The organism is Pseudarthrobacter sp. NPDC058362, from assembly GCF_042723515.1.
GTDB lineage: Bacteria > Actinomycetota > Actinomycetes > Actinomycetales > Micrococcaceae > Arthrobacter.
On record NZ_JBHXIW010000003.1, the window covers coordinates 270,559 to 288,285 of the forward strand.

The window sequence follows — 17,727 nt, forward strand, 5'->3', positions numbered from 1 at the left end:
CTCAGATCCTTTCCGCGCCCGCGACGCCGTTCCGGACTGTGAAAGAGGCATCGACGGCGGCGGGGGCGGCCGTGTCCGCGGCGGACGGCACAACGAGGTAGTCGCTGCGGAACTCCTCCGGCGTCACCGTGCAGCGTGTCCAGCCGCGCTTGTCGGGGTTGATGTAGCGGGTGTGCGGGTTTGCCGGCAGACCGTTCTTGATGGCCTGGGCCCAGCCGCATCCCGAACTGATGGATGTCCCGACAAATTCCGTGGCGACCACTTGCGAGGCCGGATCGGCGTGATCCTGCAGGACGTCATTGACAAATGCCGAATGCCAGTCCCCGGTGAGGACAACAGGGTTTGCAGGGCGCTGCTGCGCAATGAAGTTGGTCAGGCGGTTGCGCGAGACCACGTAGCCGTCCCACTGGTCATGGTTGACCGAGAGAGTTTCCCCGGGGTCGTAGTCGTACTGCGCCATCATGGTCTGCTGGGCGATGACGTTCCAGCGGGCGGGTGAGGAGGCCAGGCCCTGGAACAGCCACTGTTCCTGTGCGTCACCCATCAGGGTCCGGGACGGGTCGTACACGTCAGGGTGCTGCGGACCGCCGGGAAAGTTTTCCGTCAGCTGGTCGGAGCGGTACTGCCGGGTGTCCAGAACGTGGAACCGGGCCAGGTTGCCGTAGTCCAGGCCGCGGTAAAGGACCATGTCCGGGCCGGTGGGCCGCTGCGGCCGGCGCAGCGGGAGGTGCTCGTAGTAGGCCTGGAACGCGTTGGCCCGCAACTGACGGAAACGTTCCGGGTCGTTGGACGCCTCATTGTCCGGCTGGGAGATGCCGTTGGCCCAGTTGTTCTCCACTTCGTGGTCATCGAACGTGACCACGAAGGGAAAGGCCGCGTGTGCCGCCTGCAGGTCCACTGAACTCTTGTACTTGGCATGGTTGTTGCGGAAGTCGGCCAGGGACTCGTGGTTTCGGCCCTCGTAGATGTAGTCGCCCACGTGGACTACGAGGTCGAGATCCTCTTCGGCCATGGTGCGGTACGCTGCGTAGCGGCCTCCGGCCCAGGCCTGGCAGGAAGCCAGGGCGAACGTCAGCCGGCTGGGGTCCGTACCCGCTGCCGGTGCCGTGCGCGTGTGTCCCACCGGGCTTTCTTCGGTGCCCACGAGGAAGCGGTACCAGTAGTCCCTCGAAGGCAGCAGACCACCGACCTCTGCGTGCACCGAGTGGGCAAGCTCCGGTGTTGCCTGCTCGCTGCCCGCCTTGACCACGGTACGGAAATCCGGGTCCGTGGCCACCTGCCACGTCACCTGGATCTTGTACGGGGGCATGCCACCCATCCCGTCCGCTGCCTGCGGTTCAGGGGCCAGCCGCGTCCACAGCACAACGCCGTCCGGAGTGGGATCGCCGGAGGCGACTCCGAGCGTAAACGGGTTGCTCGGGAAGCGCGGATCAGCCCAGGCCGGGGCTGCCGAAAAGCCGTAGATGGCCGCTGCCGCGACGGCACCGCCCGTTGATGCGAGGAAGCCTCGCCGTGACGTGGTGAGTGAACGGGACACAGTGTCTCCTGAGGGGCCGGGGATTGGACCCGTTCATTCAGGCAAGCGGAGTGAAGCAAAACGTGAATCCGCCGTTAACGCCGTGGGAACGTTACCGGTGGGTTAGTCCCCGGGGCGCAGTGCTAGCCGTGCGCTGCGATGTAATCCACCAGCCCGCCGACGGTAGCGACCGAAGGATAATCCTGTTCCGGTATGTCGACTCCTGTGTCCCGGGCCACCGTCTCGATCAGGCGGAGAAAATCGAGCGAATCCAATTCGAGGTCCTGTCGCAGCCGAGCACCGGCTGCGAGGTCGCCGGGCCCGACGTCGGGCGCTACCTGGCTGAGAGCCGACTGGACTGCGGTTCGTGCTTCCTGCTGGGTCATAGCTCCTCCGGGGTCTGCAGCAATTCGTCAATACGGGCAAGAAAGCGGCCGCCGCGCAGCCCGTTGCTCACGCGGTGATCGGCGGAAAGGGTAGCGGTGGCTGCGTGGCGGATGCCGAGCATGCCCCCGTTCGCCCAGGGCTGCTCCACCACCCTGCCGAAACCGACCATGGCCACCTGCGGGGGATAGATGATGCCGTATACGCTTTCCACGCCGAGATCGCCCAGGTTCGTAACTGTGATGGTTGGGTCGGCCATTTCCGCACGCTGGAGCCGTCCGGCCCGGGCCCGTTCCACGAGGTTCCGCAACTGTTCCATCAAGTCATCGAGCGCCAGCGTGTCCGCATTCCGCAGGGCGGGGGCAACCAGTCCGCCATTCCGGAGCGCAACAGCGACGCCGAGATGGACATCGCTGCTGGGGCGGAAGGCGCCGTCGGTATAGAAGCCGTTCATCTCCGGCACCTCCCTGGCCGCCAGCGCTGCTGCTTTCAGCAGCAGGGCGGACGGGACCAGCCGCGAGGTAAGCGCACGCTGCCGGTTGGCCGACTGCATCCACGCCATGGCCGCCGCCAGATCCAGTGTGGTTGAGAGGTAGTAGTGCGGAATTTCGGTCTTTGAGCGGGACATCAGTGCGCCAATGGCGTTCCGGAGTGTTTGCGCTTTCCCGCCGGCACCGGCGGCGCGCCGGACATCAGCTTCCTTCACGGCGCCGTCCGGCCCGGTGCCCGTCAGTGCCTGCAGGTTGACGCCAAGCTGCTCCGCCAACCGCCGTGCCAGCGGCGAGGAACGCACGCGATGTGCTCCTGCAGCAGCAGGGACCCTTGCCGGCGGAAGAGGCCCGGGGGCTTCGCCGTGCGGCGCCCCGGTGACGTGGGCGGACGCGGCGCGTTCGACGTCGGCCCTCGTCACCTCGCCGTTCTCGCCGCTGCCGCTGATGCGGCCGACGTCGACCCCCAGCGTATGAGCCAAATGGCGCATGGGCGGAGGTAACGTGGCACCCGTTCCGCCACGCCGGTCCCCGTGGACGGGGTGGGCGGCCGGCTTCCCGGCGCCGGGAGCGGGCAACCCTGACGGGGGTGGCGGGACTTCAGCCGGGGTGGCGGTTATCCGGGCGATCGGCGTGCCCACTTCCACGGTGTCGCCGATATCCACCAGGAACTCGGCCACCACGCCCTCGTCGAAGGACTCGATGTCCATCACGGTCTTGTCGGTGTCCACCACGGCCACCAGATCGCCCTTGTGGATGTAGTCGCCGGGTTGCACCAGCCACTCCACCACTTTGCCGTGCTCCATGTCTGCACCAAGGGACGGCATCCGGAAATCAGCCATGGGTTCCCACCACCTTGCGGACGGCAGCGGCGATCCGGTCCACGGCAGGCAGCGCAGCCACCTCGAGATGCTTCGCATACGGGACAGGCGCTTCCACGGTACACACCCGTTCCACGGGGGCATCGAGGGCATAGAAGGCGTGCTCGCCGATCCTGGCACTGATTTCCGCGGAGAGGCTGCCGCTGCGCCAGCCTTCGTCGACGACCACCGCGCGGTGGGTCTTCTCGACGCTGCCGAGGATCGTCACCTCGTCGAGCGGACGCAACGTCCGCAGGTCAATAACCTCGGCGTCCGTTCCTTCCAGGGCCAGTTGGTCTGCAGCATCGAGGACGGCGGGCAGGGTGCCGCCGTAGGTGATGAGGGTAACTGCGGTTCCCGGGCGCCGGACCGCAGCCTTGCCGATGTTTACCGGCCCTGCGCCGTCGGGCAAATCGCCGGCGACGTTATACAGCGAGCCGTGCTCGAAGATCAGGACCGGGTCCGGGTCCTCGAGGGCCGTCCAAAGCATTCCACGGGCGTCCTCGAGGGTCGCCGGAGCCAGGATGCGCAGCCCTGGAATGTGTGCGTACCAGCCCTCCAGGCTGTGCGAATGCTGCGCCCCCAGTTGCCTTCCCGCGCCGGTGGTCATCCGAACGACCAGCGGGACGTTGAACTGTCCGCCGGACATGTGCAGCAGCGTGGCGGCATTGTTAATGATTTGGTCCAGCGCCAGCAGACTGAAGTTGACCGTCATGATTTCGACGACGGGACGCATTCCGCCCAGCGCCGCGCCGATGCCGGCGCCCACGAACCCGGACTCTGACAGCGGCGTGTCGCGTATGCGTTCGGGCCCGAACTCTTCCAGCAGGCCCAGGCTGACAGCAAAGCTGCCGCCGTAGCGGCCCACGTCCTCGCCCATGAGGAAAACCCGGTCGTCACGCTGCAGCGCCTCACGTAAGGCTGCACGGACCGCTTCCCTGTAGGTGGTCTTCATCCTCAGGCCCCGCTTTCCCCGGCTGCGCTGCGCTCGCTGTAGACGAAACGTTCCAGGTCCTCCACGGGTTCAAGGGTGCCCGCTTCGGCGAATTCGACGGCGGTACCAACCTCGGCATCGACGTCGGCCTGCAGCGTCGTCCACTCCTCCTCGGGGAGCTGGCCAGCGGCCTCCATCGCAGTCTTGAGCAGCTGGATGGGATCCCGCTCCATCCATCGCGCCACCTCTGCCTTCTCCCGGTACAACTCGGGATCGAACATGGAGTGCGCCCGGAACCGATACGTGCGAAGTTCCAGGAAATGCGGGCCGCCGCCTGACCGCACCGCATCCACGGCACGGCGGGCAGCTTCCTGGACTGCCAACACGTCCATGCCGTCCACCGACCAGGCCGGGACCTCGTAGCCGGCAGCCTTAAGCGCCATGTCCGTTTGCGATTCAGACCGAACCAACGCGGTGCCCATGGCGTAAAGATTGTTCTCGCAGCAGAACAGCACGGGAAGCTGCCACAGCGCTGCAAGGTTCAGGCTTTCGTGGAACTCGCCTTCGGCTACCGCACCCTCACCAAAGAAGCAGGCGGTTACCCGTCGCCGCCCGGACATCTTGTCGGCGAGTGCCAGCCCGACGGCGAGCGGCAGTCCTCCGGCCACAATCGCATTTCCGCCGTAGAAACGGGTGGCGGCGTCGAAGAGGTGCATGGAGCCGCCCCGACCTCGGCAGCAACCTTCCGCATGCCCGTACATTTCAGCGAGGATGGCGCCGGCGGATACGCCCCGGAGCAGCGCATGCCCGTGTTCCCGGTACGTGGCCACCACTGCGTCCCCGGCTGCGAGCGTTTCCAGGACGCCGGCCGCCACTGCCTCTTCGCCGATGTAGACATGCAGGAATCCGCGGATCTTGGCGGCGCTGTAGAGCTCGATGCACTTTTCCTCAAGGCGCCGTACCCGCAGCATCTGCCGCAGCAGATGGAGCGCGTGCTGCGGGTCCGGGACGCCCGGCTCACGAAGGGAGTTCATGGCCTTCGGCTCCCTTGCTCCAACGTTGATAAGTCTCCTTCCGGCAGCCCCAGCTCGCGTGCCTTCAGGAGCCGGCGCAGTATTTTTCCGCTGCGGGTCCTGGGCAGGCCCGTGGTGAAGTCGAGCAGCCGCGGAGCGACAGCAGCGCCGAGCCGCTTCCGGGCGAACCCGATGATTTCGAGGCGGAGGTCATCCGACGGCTGGTTGCCTGCCTTCAGTTCTATAAAGGCCTTCACAACTTCGCCTGCCACCGGATCAGGAATTCCGATAACCCCGGCTTCGGCGACCGCCGGGTGCTCCAGGAGGCAGCTCTCCACTTCAAAGGGACCGATTAAGTGGCCTGAAGACTTAATGAGGTCATCTCCACGGCCCACGAACCAGAAGTAGCCGTCCTTATCGCGCTTGGCCAAATCCCCGGTGAGATACCAGCCGCCGGCGAAGCAGCGGCGGTAGCGCTCCTCGTCATTGAGGTAGCCGCGGAACATGGACGGCCAGCCCGGACGGAGCGCGAGTTCACCCATGGTGTCCGGCCTGGTAATGAGTTTCACTTCGCCCTCCTCGATGACGGGTTTGCCTTCGGAATCCCGCGCCACCAGGGCGGCTTCGATGCCTGGCATCGGTCTTCCCATGGAGCCGGGCCGTATCGGCATTGAGGGGTAGTTTGCGATCATGATGCCGCCGGTTTCCGTTTGCCACCAGTTGTCATGAACCGGCAGTCCCAACACCTTCTGTGCCCAAACGATGGCTTCAGGATTCAGCGGCTCGCCGACGCTGGCGATGAGCCGCAGTGCCGGGAAGCCGTACCCCGCTGCCCGCTCCGCACCGGCTTTCATAAGCATTCGCAGTGCCGTGGGGGCCGTGTACCAGATGGTCACTTTCTGGTCGGCGAGAATCCGGTACCAGCGGTCGACGTCCATTTCCTCTTCATCCACGACCACGGTGACTCCCTGCACCAACGGGGCGATGACGCCGTAAGAGGTGCCCGTCACCCATCCCGGGTCGGCGGTGCACCAGTAGACATCATCGGTGTGGAGGTCCAGCACGAACCGACCGGTGGCATAGTGCGCCACCACAGCTTCGTGGACATGGATCGCGCCTTTGGGGGTTCCGGTGGTTCCGCTCGTGAAGTGCAGCAGGGCCACGTCCTCAGGCTGCGTCGGCGCGATCCCGGCCGCAGGGGCCGCCGATGCCATAAGCGCCTCGAGGTCCAGGGTGCCGGGCTCCGGCGCCCCATCGGCGTCGGTCAACAGTATGTAGCGGAGGTCCGGCAGGTCCGCCCGTACCGGCGCCACCTTTTTCCGGTACAGGGCCTTGGTGGTGACCAGGACCTGCCCGGTCCCCAGTTGCAGCCGCTGGCGTATGGGGTCCGGCCCGAATGCCGAGAAGAGCGGACAGACGACGCCCGCGTTCTTAAAGGTGCCCAGCATGGCAATGTAAAGCCCGGGGCACCGGGTTGGAAGCGTGAAGACCCGGGCTCCCGCCTGTACGCCAAGGCCGCGGAGGACAGAAGCAAACCTGCTGCTTTGGAAGGCCAGTTCCGAGTACGTCAGTGAGTAGGTGCTGCCGTCGGCCCGGATGAAGCGCAATGCTTCCTTCCTGCCCTGGGGCCCGATGGCATGGCGGTCAGCCGCTTCGTACGCGATGTTGAGGCCACGGCCTCCGGGCAAGCCGGACAGTCCGCGCCTGGCCTGGTCCCATGAGAAGGTCTTGCGCGTTGCCTCGTAGTCCGCAAGATACGGCTGAACCTTCAAGACGCCGGCATTCTTTCGCCGATCGTCGTGTTGCTGGCCGGTCATCTCCACGGCTTCCTAGCCCTCCGTTCGGGGTGTGACGGTGCCTGCCGTGTCACCGCCATCGATCACGAACTCGGCTCCGGTGATGAAGGAGGCTTCGTCGGAGGCCAGGTAGAGCACCAGGGCGGCTACCTCGCCGGGATGGCCGACCCGGCCCAGCGCCACGTGGCTCATGTCGGTGGCCAAGCCGGCAGTCATCGGCGTGGAAATCACCCCCGGGTGAATCGAATTGACCCTGATCCCATAGTGCCCCAGATCCAGGGCTGCGCTCTTGGTCAGGCCCCGCACTCCGAATTTGGAAGCGGTGTACCCGGGGATCTGCTCGTATCCGCGAAGACCGGCTATCGAGGAGACGTTCACGATGGAGGCGCCTTTCCCTTCCTTCAGTGCCGGTATGGCAGCCTTGATCCCGTTAAAGACGCCGGTCAGGTTAATTCCGATCACGGCGTTCCACTGCTCGATCGTGTAGTCCTCAATCGACGCAAAATTCACTATTCCGGCGTTGTTCACCAAGGTATTCAGGCCGCCAAAGGTGCCCACCGCTGCCTTGACCGCGTTTTCCCAGTCCTGAGGGCTTGTAACGTCCAAATGGACGTAGAGCGCCCCGGATCCCAGCCGCCCGGCAACTTCCTTCCCCTCTTCGTCCAGCACATCGGCGATGACCACACGGGCGCCTTCTCCGTGCAGCCGAGTCGCCACAGCGGCTCCGATACCGCGGGCTCCTCCGGTGACCAGTGCTACTTTGTCGATGACGCGTTCCATGGCGTACTCCTTTTTTGTCGTGGGCTGGCCAGGACCCGGCGGGCTGGGGTGGCCGCCGCCACCGCCGGTTCCGGCCCGGTTATGAATGGCCGGCGGCCGGCGGACCAGTCGGCCTTAGCTCCTGCTGATGGGAATCTTTGATGACGCTGGCTGCTTTTCCTGTTCCGGCAGGGGGGCGCGGACCTCAAGGACGCCGTCCTTGTACGAAGCCGTCACCTGGCTGTCGTCTACGCCGTCAGGCAGCGGAATCCGGCGAACGAAAGAGCCGTACCGGAATTCCGAACGGTACGTGTCCTTGTCCTTGTGTTCCTTTTTTTCTTCCCGCTTCGCCTTGATCACCAGGGTGCCCTGGGACACTGCCACATCGACGTCCTTGTCAGGGTCGATGCCCGGCAGTTCAGCCCGCACCACCACCGTGTTTCCGTCGATGACCTCCTCCACCCGGATTGCCGAACTCCCCAGTTCGCTGTCAAAGAGCCGCTCGAGCACGTCCAGGGGAGAGTGACGGGTGTCGAACCACTTCATCAGGTCAGTCATGTCATGCCTCCTGTCAGGATTGGACCGGACGCGCGTAACCGTCCGGCACTTCCACAATCCGCCGTCCAGGCCATGGGATCCAGAGCCAAAAGTCCCCTTCGCGGGCCGGGACGGGAACAGGTCTTTCTGCCCTGTTGACCGTACCGGCCGAAGCGTTGACTTGAATCGCGGGCCCGACCGCCCGCGCACGGGAACGCACAGGGCGTGCCCGTGCCCCAAGGAAGGGGATTATCAATGAAAAAGTGGTATCGGTGGCAGGACTATGTGGCCGTCGCCGCCGGACTCTTCACGGCCGCCGCGGTCCTTTTCACCCGGCAGGAAGGCATGTCCGCCACGCTCATGCTTGTCCTGGGCGGGCTCTTGGCCGTCAGCGGCATCGTAAACCTGGCCATGCCCGGAACGCCGGCGATGGAATATGTGCAGGCCGTCCTGGCCGCCGCCCTTGTCCTTTCGCCATGGCTGGGGTCTTACGCCTCCGCAACGGGGGCAGCCTGGACGTCATGGATCGCAGGGGCTGTGGCCATGGCGGTTACAGCGGCCGCCATCCGGCCAAGCACCGCGGCCCACCACAACATGCGCATGTCCCACTAGAGGAGGCAGCCCGCCATGACTGAGGTGTTGCGGTACGAAGTGGGCTCCGGGACCATCCTTGTCGAGGCTGAGGACAACAGCTACGGCGTGGACCATCCGGCCCGCAACGAACAGGGGATCCTGGACACGGGCAGGCGGCTGGAGGATGCCCTCGCCAGTGTCCGCCCCGCCGCCCATGCCGCGCTGGAGGCCATGGCGGAACTCACCCCTGAGCAGGTGGAAATCGAATTCGGCGTGAAACTGGTCGGGGACGCCGGGGCGATGATTGCCAAAAGCACTGCCGACGCCCATTTCGTCCTTCGCATGTGGTGGACTCCCGAGGCGGCTTCACCGCACGGGGAAGAGACCCCCTGAGAGGACGACGCGATGTTCGAGTTCCTGGACAGGGCCGACGCGGGCCGGCGGCTTGGACAGCGGCTGGCCGGCCTGCGGGGCCGGGACGTGGTGGTGCTGGGCCTGCCCCGCGGCGGAGTTCCGGTGGCGTTCGAGGTGGCCAAAGCCCTAGACGCCCCGCTGGACGTGATTATGGTGCGGAAACTGGGCGTTCCGTTCCAGCCGGAAGTGGCCATGGGCGCCATCGGCGAGGGCGGTGCCCGGGTTCTGGATGAACGTGTCCTTTCCCTGGCCCGCGTCACGGAAGAGGACCTGGCCGCCGTTGAAAAGAATGAACGCCAGGTGCTGGAGGACCGCACGGCCCGCTACCGGCAGGGGCGCCCGCCCATGGACCTGCGCGGCAGCACCGCCGTGGTGGTGGACGACGGCATCGCCACAGGTTCCACCGCCCGGGTTGCGTGCCACATTGCCCGGCAGCTCGGTGCGGCCAGGGTGGTCCTGGCCGTCCCGGTGGCTCCGGCGCGTACCATCCCCTCACTGACGGAGGCGGATGACGTCGTCTGCCTGGCTGCCCCCCGGAACTTCCAGGCCGTGGGCTACTACTACCACGACTTCTCGGCAACCGAGGACGACGAGGTGGTGCGGTTGCTCGACGACGCCGAACGCCGGCTTCGCCTCGTCCGGGACGGCAGGCAGGAAGCCAACTTGCAGGCTGAAGGGGCTGAGGAAGAGGTCGAAATTCCGGCGGGAGCAGTCCGGTTGAGCGGGAACTTCTACCGCCCTCCGGGCTGCCAGGGAATTGTGATCTTCGCCCACGGCAGCGGCAGCAGCCGGCACAGCCCCCGGAACAGGTTTGTGGCGTCGGTCCTTCATGATGCCGGCCTGGGAACGCTGCTCCTTGACCTGCTCACCCCGGCGGAGGAAGTGGACCGCAGCAACGTGTTCGATATCGCCCTGCTGGCGCGCCGACTGGGGTCGGCCACGGGCTGGGTGGATACAAGGCAGGACGGCTGGCAGGGGCGCATAGGCTATTTTGGGGCGAGTACCGGAGCCGGTGCCGCGCTCTGGGCAGCAGCCGAGCCGGGGGCCAACGTCGCAGCGGTCGTATCCCGGGGCGGCCGGCCTGACCTTGCGGGGGCACGGCTTGCCGCCGTGCGGGCCCCCACGCTCCTGATCGTCGGAGGCGCCGATCCGCAGGTGCTCACCCTCAACCGGCAGGCCCAGTCCCTGATGCGGGCCCCCACGCGCCTGGAGATCGTTCCCGGGGCCACCCATCTCTTTGAGGAGCCGGGAACGCTTGCCCGGGCGGCCGAACTCGCTGCCGGCTGGTTCAGCCATTACCTTCTCCCGTCCGCTGAAGCGAATCCAAACACGGAGGTGCGGCAATGAGCGGCCCGGTCGCCGACGAGGATGCGGGTTGGGGCCCCGAACAGGCGGAAATCCGTGCCCTGGCAAAGCCACTGAACACCCCCCGCGATCTTGACGGGCTGGTCAGGCTGGCCGGGTCCGCCCGGTTCGTGTGCGTGGGCGAAGCGTCGCACGGTACCCATGAGTACTACCGCTGGCGGGCACTGCTCAGCCGGCGTCTCATTGAGGAACATGGCTTCACATGGATCGGAGTGGAGGGCGACTGGCCGGACTGCTGGCGCATCAACCGCTGGGTCCGCGGGGAAGCGGACCAGGAGCTCGACGCCCGCCAGCTGCTGGCAGGCTTTGAACGTTGGCCCACGTGGATGTGGGCCAACCACGAGGTGGCCGCGTTCCTGACCTGGCTCCGTGAATGGAATCTCGGTCTGCCCGGACACCGGCGCACCGGGTTCTACGGGCTTGACGTCTACTCTCTTTGGGATTCCCTCCGGGAGATCTTCAACTGGCTTGGCGCCAACGCGGCGGACGCGCTGCCCGCGGCATTGCGCGCGTGGCAATGCTTTGTGCCTTTCCGCGAGGACCCGCAGCGGTACGCCTGGAGCAACCGCCTGGTTCCGCAGTCCTGTGAGGAAGATGTGGTGGCCCTGCTCGCCGAGGTGCACCGCCGCACGCTTGGGCGGACGCATGAGGATCCCTCGGCGTTCGACGCCGTGCAGAATGCCATCGTCGCTGCCAACGCTGAACGCTACTACCGCACCATGATCCGCGGCGACCAGCAGTCGTGGAACATCCGCGACCATCACATGAGCGACACCATCGGCAGGTTGGCCCGCCATCACGGCTTCGGATCCAAGGGACTTGTCTGGGCACACAACACCCACGTTGGGGACGCGCGCGCCACTGACATGGCCGACGACGGCATGGTTAACATTGGCCAGCTGGTGCGCCAGCGGCATCCGGGAACCTCAGTCCTGGTCGGCTTCTCCTCGTTCACCGGCTCGGTCACCGCGGCCCCGGCCTGGGGTTCACCGGAACAGGCCATGGACGTCCCCCGGGCGGCGCCCGGCAGCCACGAGCAGATCCTCAACCAGGCGCTGGCCGGGCCCGCCGCGCTCGTGTTCGATTCCGACCGGTCCGGGCCATGGTTGTCCAGTTGGCGCGGCCACCGGGCCATCGGGGTCGTGTACAACCCGGACCGGGAGCGGGGGAACTACGTCCCCACAGTCATGGGGAAGCGGTACGACGCTGTGGTCTGGTTTCCACGGACCATGGCGCTACGTCCGCTCCACCACGAGCACCGGCCGACCGAACCTGAGCTGGAAACTGAACCGACCGGTTTCTAGGTCCCGCGGAAGCCTGCCCTGTCCGGTAGTCGCGGAGCCGCCGTCGTTCGCCGTACCACCAGGTGCGGCGTTTGGACCAGGCGCTCCGGCGGGACCACGCGCTCCACCCGGTCGACGGCGCGGTCCACGGCCGCCGCAGCCAGCAGCGGGGCGTCCTGGCTGACGGAGGACAGCTGCACGTAGCTCAGCCTGGCGAACTGGCTGTCGTCGTATCCCAGCACTGAGACGTCGGACGGGACGCCCAGCCCGGCGGCCCGTAAGCTCTCCATGACGCCCAGCGCGCACCGGTCGTTGAAGGCGATCACCGCCGTCATCCTTTCCGTGGGCAACAAAGGCCCCGCACTGATGCCGTCCTCCTCGGTAGGCCCGCCGGGAACGGTGACGGGATCGAGGCCGCGGCGCCGCATCTCCGCGCCGAAGGCCTCCCGCCGCTTCTCCGCGGATACCGCCGATCCGCCGTCCACATGCACGATATTGCGGTGGCCCAGCCCTGCCAAGTGGTCAACGGCCGCCCGGATTCCCGCCTGGTCGTCGCTGCTCACCGAATCGACGGAAGGCACGACGTCGTCACGCAGCAGGCTGACCACGGGCACCTGGGCGGCCAGCCGGGTCAGCTCCTGGTCGCCGAGGGTGGGGGAGACGAGGATGAGTGCCTCCGCGCCGACGTCGAGCAGTGCCTCAGCGGCGCGGCTTTCGGTGCGTCCGCTGGCAACGGCGCCCAGCGCGATCTCGTAGCCTTTGGCGGAAGCCGCCGCATACGCGGCGTCAACGATCTCGGCGTGGAACGGCTGGGAGCTCGAGAAGCTCAGGCCCAGTAGCCGTGTCCGGCTGCTGCGCAGCAGCCGCGCGCGGGAGTCCGGCCGGTATCCCAATTCCCGGGCCGCTGCCAGTACCTTCTGCCGAGTACCCTCCGAAGCGCCGGGGGCGCCGCGCATGACGATGGACACCAGGGCCCGAGACACTCCGGCGGCCTGGGCCACGTCCATCAGGGTGGCGCGGCGATGCTGCTCCGTCATCTTTCCTCCTCGTTGGGAAACAGTCTATAGAACGATCTAGACACGGGTCGTGAGCCGTGCCATAGTATCTTCACTAGAACGATCTAGTCTTCCCACAGCAGGAGTATTCATGCCCTATCTTCAGCACCCTGTCAGCGCCGACAGGCCGGTCCGCATCGGACTGGTCGGGGCCGGCTGGATTGGCACCTTCCATGCCGAGTCCGTCGCCGAGCGTATTCCGGGCGCCCGCCTTGAAGCCATTGCGGACCCGGCGCTGCCTGCCGTGCAGGCCCTCGCGGACCGGCTGCGCGTGGCGAAGATCAGCACAGACCCCGCGGACGTCCTTACCGACCCCGAGGTGGATGCCATCATGATTGCCGCCCCCGCCCGGTTCCATGCAGCGCTCATCGCGGACGCGGCACGTGCCGGCAAGCACGTTTTCTGTGAGAAGCCGGGCGGCCGGACCATCGAGGAGCTGGATGCCGCCCTTGACGCCGCCGAGGCATCCGGCGTGATGGTCCAGTTCGGCTTCAACCGCCGCTACGCCAAGGATTTCGCAGCGGCGCGGAAACTCATCGACGACGGTGCCGTGGGCCGGCCCCAACTGCTCCGGTCGCTGACCCGCGACCCCGGCACCGCCGCAGGTATCGCCAATCCTGAACGGATTCCGCCGGGCACCATCTTCCTGGAAACCCTGATCCATGATTTCGACACCCTGAACTGGCTGAATCCCGGGGCGGTCCCCGTTCGGGTCCACGCTGTGGCCGACGCCCTGGTGGCCCCGGAGCACAGGGGCACGGGGCTGCTGGACACCGCCGTTGTGACCATCACCTACAGCAACGGTGCAATCGCCGTGGCGGAGGCCAACTTCAACGCCCTCTACGGGTACGACGTTCGCGGCGAAGTGTTCGGTTCCGCCGGCATGGTCACGGCCGGCGGTCCCCAGGCATCCAGTGCCACCACCTACACCGCCGCCGGTATCGGCTCAGATACGGTCCGGCTCAACGTGGATCTCTTCCATGACGCCTACACCGCCGAACTGGCGCACTTTGTCGAAGGCGTGAAGACCCGCCGCGACGGGAGGCCAGACGGCGCCCCTGCACGCCCGGGCGGTGCAGATGCCCGCAACGCCCTGGCGGTGGCACTGGCCGCCGCCCGGTCAGCCGAGTCCGGGTTGCCGGTGGACGTCGGCTCCATTGCCGGGCTCCGCGCCGCCGAACCTGAACTGCAGCCGGCTGGAGGGGAATCGTGAGCATGCGCCTGGCAGTGTGCGCGGAGATGGTCTACGGCGACCTTCCCCTGATCGAGCGCGTCGTCCGTATCCATGAGCAGGGTTTCGACATCGAGCTCTGGGATACGCGGGGACGCGACATCGCGGCCCTCGCCGCCACCGGCGCCCGATTCTCCTCGATGAGCGGGTACTTCGGCGGCAGCCTCACCGATCCGGCCAGCGCCGATGAAGTGGTGGCCTCCGCGGAGAAGCTGGTGCCGGTAGCCCTTGAGCTGGGCGTTGAGCGTATGGTGGTCCACCCCGCTGAGCTCGGGGAGGGCGGCACGGCAGTCAACCCGGTCCTTCGCTCCACCGGTCAGATGTGGCTCACCGGACTGCGGACCCTGGAGCGGCTGGCTGAGCTCGGGGCAAAATACGGGGTCACGTTCGCGCTGGAGAACCTCAACACGATCGTGGACCACCCGGGCATTCCGCTGGCGCGGGCCAAAGACACCCATGCCCTCGTGGCTGCTGTGGACCACCCCAACGTCAGGATGATGCTGGACCTCTACCACGCCCAGATCGGCGAGGGGAACCTGATCGAGCTGGTGCGCACTGCCCTGCCGTTCATCGGTGAAATCCAGGTGGCGGACGTCCCGGGCCGGTTCGAGCCGGGCACCGGCGAAATCAACTACCGCGCGGTGGCGGAGGCCCTGCGCGGGGCCGGATACGGCGGAGTGGTGGGCCTCGAAGCCGGAGCCGCCGGAGGCCCGGGAGTGCCGGCCGGAGACGCCGCCCTGGCTGCGTTCAGGGCCGCCTTCGAAAGCTGAGCCGGGCAGCGCTTTAACGGCGGAAGGGGCCAATCGACTAAGATTGATGCTCGATGCCAGCCTCTAAAGAGTCGCCCCTCATGCCAGGTCCCGCCCCGAGCGGACCGATCTTCGTCGACGCCTCGGGGCGGCGGCTGCGCAGGATCAAGCTCCTCGGCCTGGCTGCGCTGACCCTTGTAGCAGGTTACGTTGTCCTGCTGGTGGTCGCGCTGGCAGGTGGGCCCAACGTGGGCGCGCCCTACCTGCCGCGGCTGGGCGGATCGGCTGCCATCGAGGTTCCGGCCTCCCCGCCCAAGCCCAAGCCCGTACCCGTTAGGCCCGCGGGTGAGGCCGCCCCGGGCAGTGCCGGCGCTCCGGTCCCCGCGGTCCAGGCGCCTGGCCCGGCGGCTGAGGCGCCGCCGTCGTCCGCTCCTGCTCCGGCTCCGTCCGCACCTGTGGCAACAGGCCCGGCCCCTGAGCTGCCGGGATCGGCTGGCACCCCCCGGGGCACCGATGCGGTGGATCCGGGAATGAGCGGAACGGCGCCCGGGCAGGCCACCAAACCCACCCAGCCCGCCCGCCCGTGATGCTCCGACGCCAGGACAATCGCGATGCGCCGCGCCCGCTGAGGGCCCACTGGTTTATCCTGCTTGCTCTCCTGGGCGGGCTGGCACTTGCTCTTACCGTCCAGGGCTACATGCACCACCTCGGCGGCATCGGCCGGCCGGACGCGCCCGTTGCGGGTCCGTCATCCTCCGTGCCAAAGGACGTGACCCAGGGCGGACCCGTCATCGACGCCCGCGGGGGAACAGTGCGCACGGTCAGCCCGCCGGAGGGGACCCTCGCACTGACCTTCGATGACGGTCCGGACCCCGCCTGGACGCCCCGGATCCTGGACGTCCTCCGGAAACACAACGTCCGCGCCACCTTCTTCGTGGTGGGATCCGCTGCGATCGAACACCCGGACCTCGTGCGCCGGATCGTCGCCGAAGGGCACGAGATCGGTGTCCACACCCTGACCCACGCCGATCTGGGCAGTGCACCGGAGTGGCGGCAGCAGCTCGAAATCCAGGCGGACCATCAGGCCATCGCGGCCCTTACCGGGCGGACCCCAACCCTGCTGCGGCCGCCTTTCAGCTCCGGGAACGCGGAGGTGTCCGACGCAACCTGGGAAGCCATCCAGGCTGCCGCGGACCAGGGCTACCTGACCGTCCTGTCCAGCAGGGACAGCAAGGACTGGCAGCGACCTGGCGCAGACGTCATCGGACGCAACCTCGCCCCCTCCAGCCGCGGCGGCGACGTACTGCTCATGCACGACGGCGGCGGCGACCGCAGCCAGACGGTCGCTGCACTTGATTCGTCCCTGGCGCAGTTCGCGGACCAGGGCTTCCGGGTCACCTCGGTGGGCGACGCCATCGGCATCACCAGCATGCGTGAGGCCTCCACCGCGGACCGGACCAGCGGCACTGCATTGTCCTGGGGCATCCGGCTCAGCGACATTCTCATCACCCTGGTGTCGTGGGGCCTGGTGGCGGCCGGCGTGGTCACGTTCATCCGGGCGGCCCTGGTGGTGGGCGTGGCCGCGCGGCACAACCGGGCGGCCCGCAGCCTGCGTGCCGCCGCGCGCGGCAGGCGCCGGACGGACGTCGTGGTCAGGCGGGAAGTCACCGAGCCGGTCACCGTCATCGTGCCCGCCTACAACGAGTCTGCCGGCATCGAGGCCGCCGTGCGCTCCATTGCGGCATCAAACCACCCGGTGGAAATCATCGTGGTGGACGACGGCTCCACCGACGGGACGGCCGGCCTGGTGGACGCCATGGCGCTGCCCGGCGTCAGCGTGATCCGCAAGGACAACGGCGGCAAGCCCTCCGCCCTGAACGCCGGAATCGCCGCGGCAAGCCATAACATCGTGGTGATGGTGGACGGCGACACGGTGTTCGAACCGGACACCGTCCGCGCACTCATCCAGCCGTTCGCGGAATCCCGGGTGGGTGCCGTCTCCGGCAACACCAAGGTGGCCAACCGGGGCGGAATCCTCGGCGCCTGGCAGCACATCGAGTACGTGGTCGGGTTCAACCTGGACCGCCGGCTGTTCGACGTCGCCGAGTGCATGCCGACTGTTCCCGGTGCGATCGGTGCGTTCCGGCGCGAGGCCCTGCTCGCCGTCGGCGGCGTTAGCAACGACACCCTGGCCGAGGACACCGACCTGACCATGGCGCTGTGCCGCGACGGGTGGCGCGTGGTCTACCAGGACGACGCCCGCGCCTGGACGGAAGCCCCGGCCAGCCTCGGGGCGCTCTGGAAGCAGCGGTACCGCTGGTGCTACGGCACGCTGCAGGCGATGTGGAAGCACCGCGGAGCCGTCTTCCAGCGGGGCGCTGCCGGGAAGCTCGGCCGGCGCGGCCTGGGCTACCTGATGGTCCTCCAGGTCCTGCTGCCGCTGTTCGCGCCGGTGGTGGACGTCTTCGCGCTCTACGGCCTGATCTTCCTCGACCCGGCCAGGATAGCCCTGCTCTGGTTTGTCTTCCTGGGCGTCCAGCTGCTCATGGCCGCCTACGCGTTTAGGCTGGACAATGAGCCGCTCCGGCCGCTCTGGACCCTGCCGCTCCAGCAGTTCGTCTACCGGCAGGTCATGTACCTGGTGGTCATCCAGTCCGTGGCCACCGCGCTGGCCGGGGTGCACCTGCGCTGGCACCGGATGGAACGGTATGGCAGCCTGAAGGTGCCGCCCGCGGAAAGTACCTCCACCCGCGCTCTGGTTTAGTCCACC

17 protein-coding genes are annotated in these 17,727 nt (G+C 67.3%); 8 read left to right on the plus strand and 9 right to left on the minus strand.

Annotation, left to right across the window (positions count from 1 at the left end; genetic code table 11):
• Position 1 precedes the first annotated feature (1 nt).
• The 8 genes from ACFWIX_RS08830 to ACFWIX_RS08865 all read right to left on the minus strand — a co-directional run bounded on the left by ACFWIX_RS08830 (position 2) and on the right by ACFWIX_RS08865 (position 8,308).
• Positions 2-1,537 carry an alkaline phosphatase D family protein gene (locus tag ACFWIX_RS08830; protein ID WP_377215749.1) on the minus strand — a complete coding sequence of 512 codons (1,536 nt, stop codon included), beginning with the start codon at positions 1,535-1,537 and terminating at the stop codon, positions 2-4.
• A 122-nt stretch (positions 1,538-1,659) separates the two neighbouring features.
• A complete protein-coding gene (locus tag ACFWIX_RS08835) occupies positions 1,660-1,902 on the minus strand; it encodes an acyl carrier protein (protein WP_377215750.1) in 243 nt (80 codons plus the stop codon).
• Positions 1,899-3,230, minus strand: coding sequence for a 2-oxo acid dehydrogenase subunit E2 (locus ACFWIX_RS08840; protein ID WP_377215751.1), 1,332 nt, complete (start codon positions 3,228-3,230; stop codon positions 1,899-1,901). The genes ACFWIX_RS08835 and ACFWIX_RS08840 overlap by 4 nt, the downstream gene beginning before the upstream one ends.
• Positions 3,223-4,203, minus strand: coding sequence for an alpha-ketoacid dehydrogenase subunit beta (locus ACFWIX_RS08845; protein ID WP_377215752.1), 981 nt, complete (start codon positions 4,201-4,203; stop codon positions 3,223-3,225). Before ACFWIX_RS08845 ends, ACFWIX_RS08840 begins: the two co-directional genes overlap by 8 nt.
• A gap of 2 nt (positions 4,204-4,205) precedes the next feature.
• The gene (pdhA, locus tag ACFWIX_RS08850; protein WP_377215753.1) at positions 4,206-5,216 is read right to left on the minus strand and encodes a pyruvate dehydrogenase (acetyl-transferring) E1 component subunit alpha; all 1,011 of its coding nucleotides are present in this window, start codon (positions 5,214-5,216) and stop codon (positions 4,206-4,208) included.
• A complete protein-coding gene (gene acsA, locus ACFWIX_RS08855) occupies positions 5,213-7,012 on the minus strand; it encodes an acetate--CoA ligase (protein WP_377215754.1) in 1,800 nt (599 codons plus the stop codon). The genes pdhA and acsA overlap by 4 nt, the downstream gene beginning before the upstream one ends.
• Positions 7,013-7,024: 12 nt before the next feature.
• Positions 7,025-7,771, minus strand: a complete 747-nt coding sequence (locus ACFWIX_RS08860) for a glucose 1-dehydrogenase (RefSeq protein WP_377215755.1) — start codon at positions 7,769-7,771, stop codon at positions 7,025-7,027.
• A gap of 114 nt (positions 7,772-7,885) precedes the next feature.
• Positions 7,886-8,308 (minus strand): Hsp20/alpha crystallin family protein, encoded by a 423-nt coding sequence (locus tag ACFWIX_RS08865; RefSeq protein WP_377215756.1) that lies wholly within the window; start codon positions 8,306-8,308, stop codon positions 7,886-7,888.
• A 234-nt stretch (positions 8,309-8,542) separates the two neighbouring features.
• Here ACFWIX_RS08865 and ACFWIX_RS08870 point away from each other — a divergent pair, with 234 nt between their 5' ends.
• From ACFWIX_RS08870 to ACFWIX_RS08885, 4 genes are read left to right on the plus strand one after another with little or no spacing between them, the layout of a single operon-like run.
• Positions 8,543-8,899, plus strand: a complete 357-nt coding sequence (locus tag ACFWIX_RS08870; protein ID WP_377215757.1) for an SPW repeat protein — start codon at positions 8,543-8,545, stop codon at positions 8,897-8,899.
• Between the two features lie 15 nt (positions 8,900-8,914).
• Positions 8,915-9,253, plus strand: coding sequence for a CU044_2847 family protein (locus ACFWIX_RS08875; protein WP_377215758.1), 339 nt, complete (start codon positions 8,915-8,917; stop codon positions 9,251-9,253).
• A gap of 12 nt (positions 9,254-9,265) precedes the next feature.
• Positions 9,266-10,621, plus strand: a complete 1,356-nt coding sequence (locus ACFWIX_RS08880; protein ID WP_377215759.1) for a phosphoribosyltransferase family protein — start codon at positions 9,266-9,268, stop codon at positions 10,619-10,621.
• Positions 10,618-11,943, plus strand: a complete 1,326-nt coding sequence (locus ACFWIX_RS08885) for an erythromycin esterase family protein (RefSeq protein ID WP_377215760.1) — start codon at positions 10,618-10,620, stop codon at positions 11,941-11,943. Before ACFWIX_RS08880 ends, ACFWIX_RS08885 begins: the two co-directional genes overlap by 4 nt.
• On the opposite strand, the gene ACFWIX_RS08890 is transcribed toward ACFWIX_RS08885, so the two are convergent.
• Complete coding sequence (locus tag ACFWIX_RS08890; RefSeq protein ID WP_377215761.1) at positions 11,940-12,959, minus strand: LacI family DNA-binding transcriptional regulator; 1,020 nt, start codon at positions 12,957-12,959, stop codon at positions 11,940-11,942. The two genes, ACFWIX_RS08885 and ACFWIX_RS08890, sit on opposite strands and share 4 nt — an antisense overlap.
• Positions 12,960-13,068: 109 nt before the next feature.
• Between ACFWIX_RS08890 and ACFWIX_RS08895 the strand changes: the two genes are divergently transcribed.
• The 4 genes from ACFWIX_RS08895 (at position 13,069) to ACFWIX_RS08910 (ending at position 17,721) form a co-directional block, all read left to right on the plus strand.
• The gene (locus ACFWIX_RS08895) at positions 13,069-14,190 is read left to right on the plus strand and encodes a Gfo/Idh/MocA family oxidoreductase (RefSeq protein WP_377215762.1); all 1,122 of its coding nucleotides are present in this window, start codon (positions 13,069-13,071) and stop codon (positions 14,188-14,190) included.
• 2 nt (positions 14,191-14,192) lie between these two features.
• Positions 14,193-14,978, plus strand: a complete 786-nt coding sequence (locus tag ACFWIX_RS08900; RefSeq protein WP_377215906.1) for a TIM barrel protein — start codon at positions 14,193-14,195, stop codon at positions 14,976-14,978.
• Between the two features lie 80 nt (positions 14,979-15,058).
• A complete protein-coding gene (locus tag ACFWIX_RS08905; protein ID WP_377215763.1) occupies positions 15,059-15,544 on the plus strand; it encodes a hypothetical protein in 486 nt (161 codons plus the stop codon).
• Positions 15,544-17,721, plus strand: coding sequence for a bifunctional polysaccharide deacetylase/glycosyltransferase family 2 protein (locus tag ACFWIX_RS08910; RefSeq protein WP_377215907.1), 2,178 nt, complete (start codon positions 15,544-15,546; stop codon positions 17,719-17,721). The genes ACFWIX_RS08905 and ACFWIX_RS08910 overlap by 1 nt, the downstream gene beginning before the upstream one ends.
• Positions 17,722-17,727 lie beyond the last annotated feature (6 nt).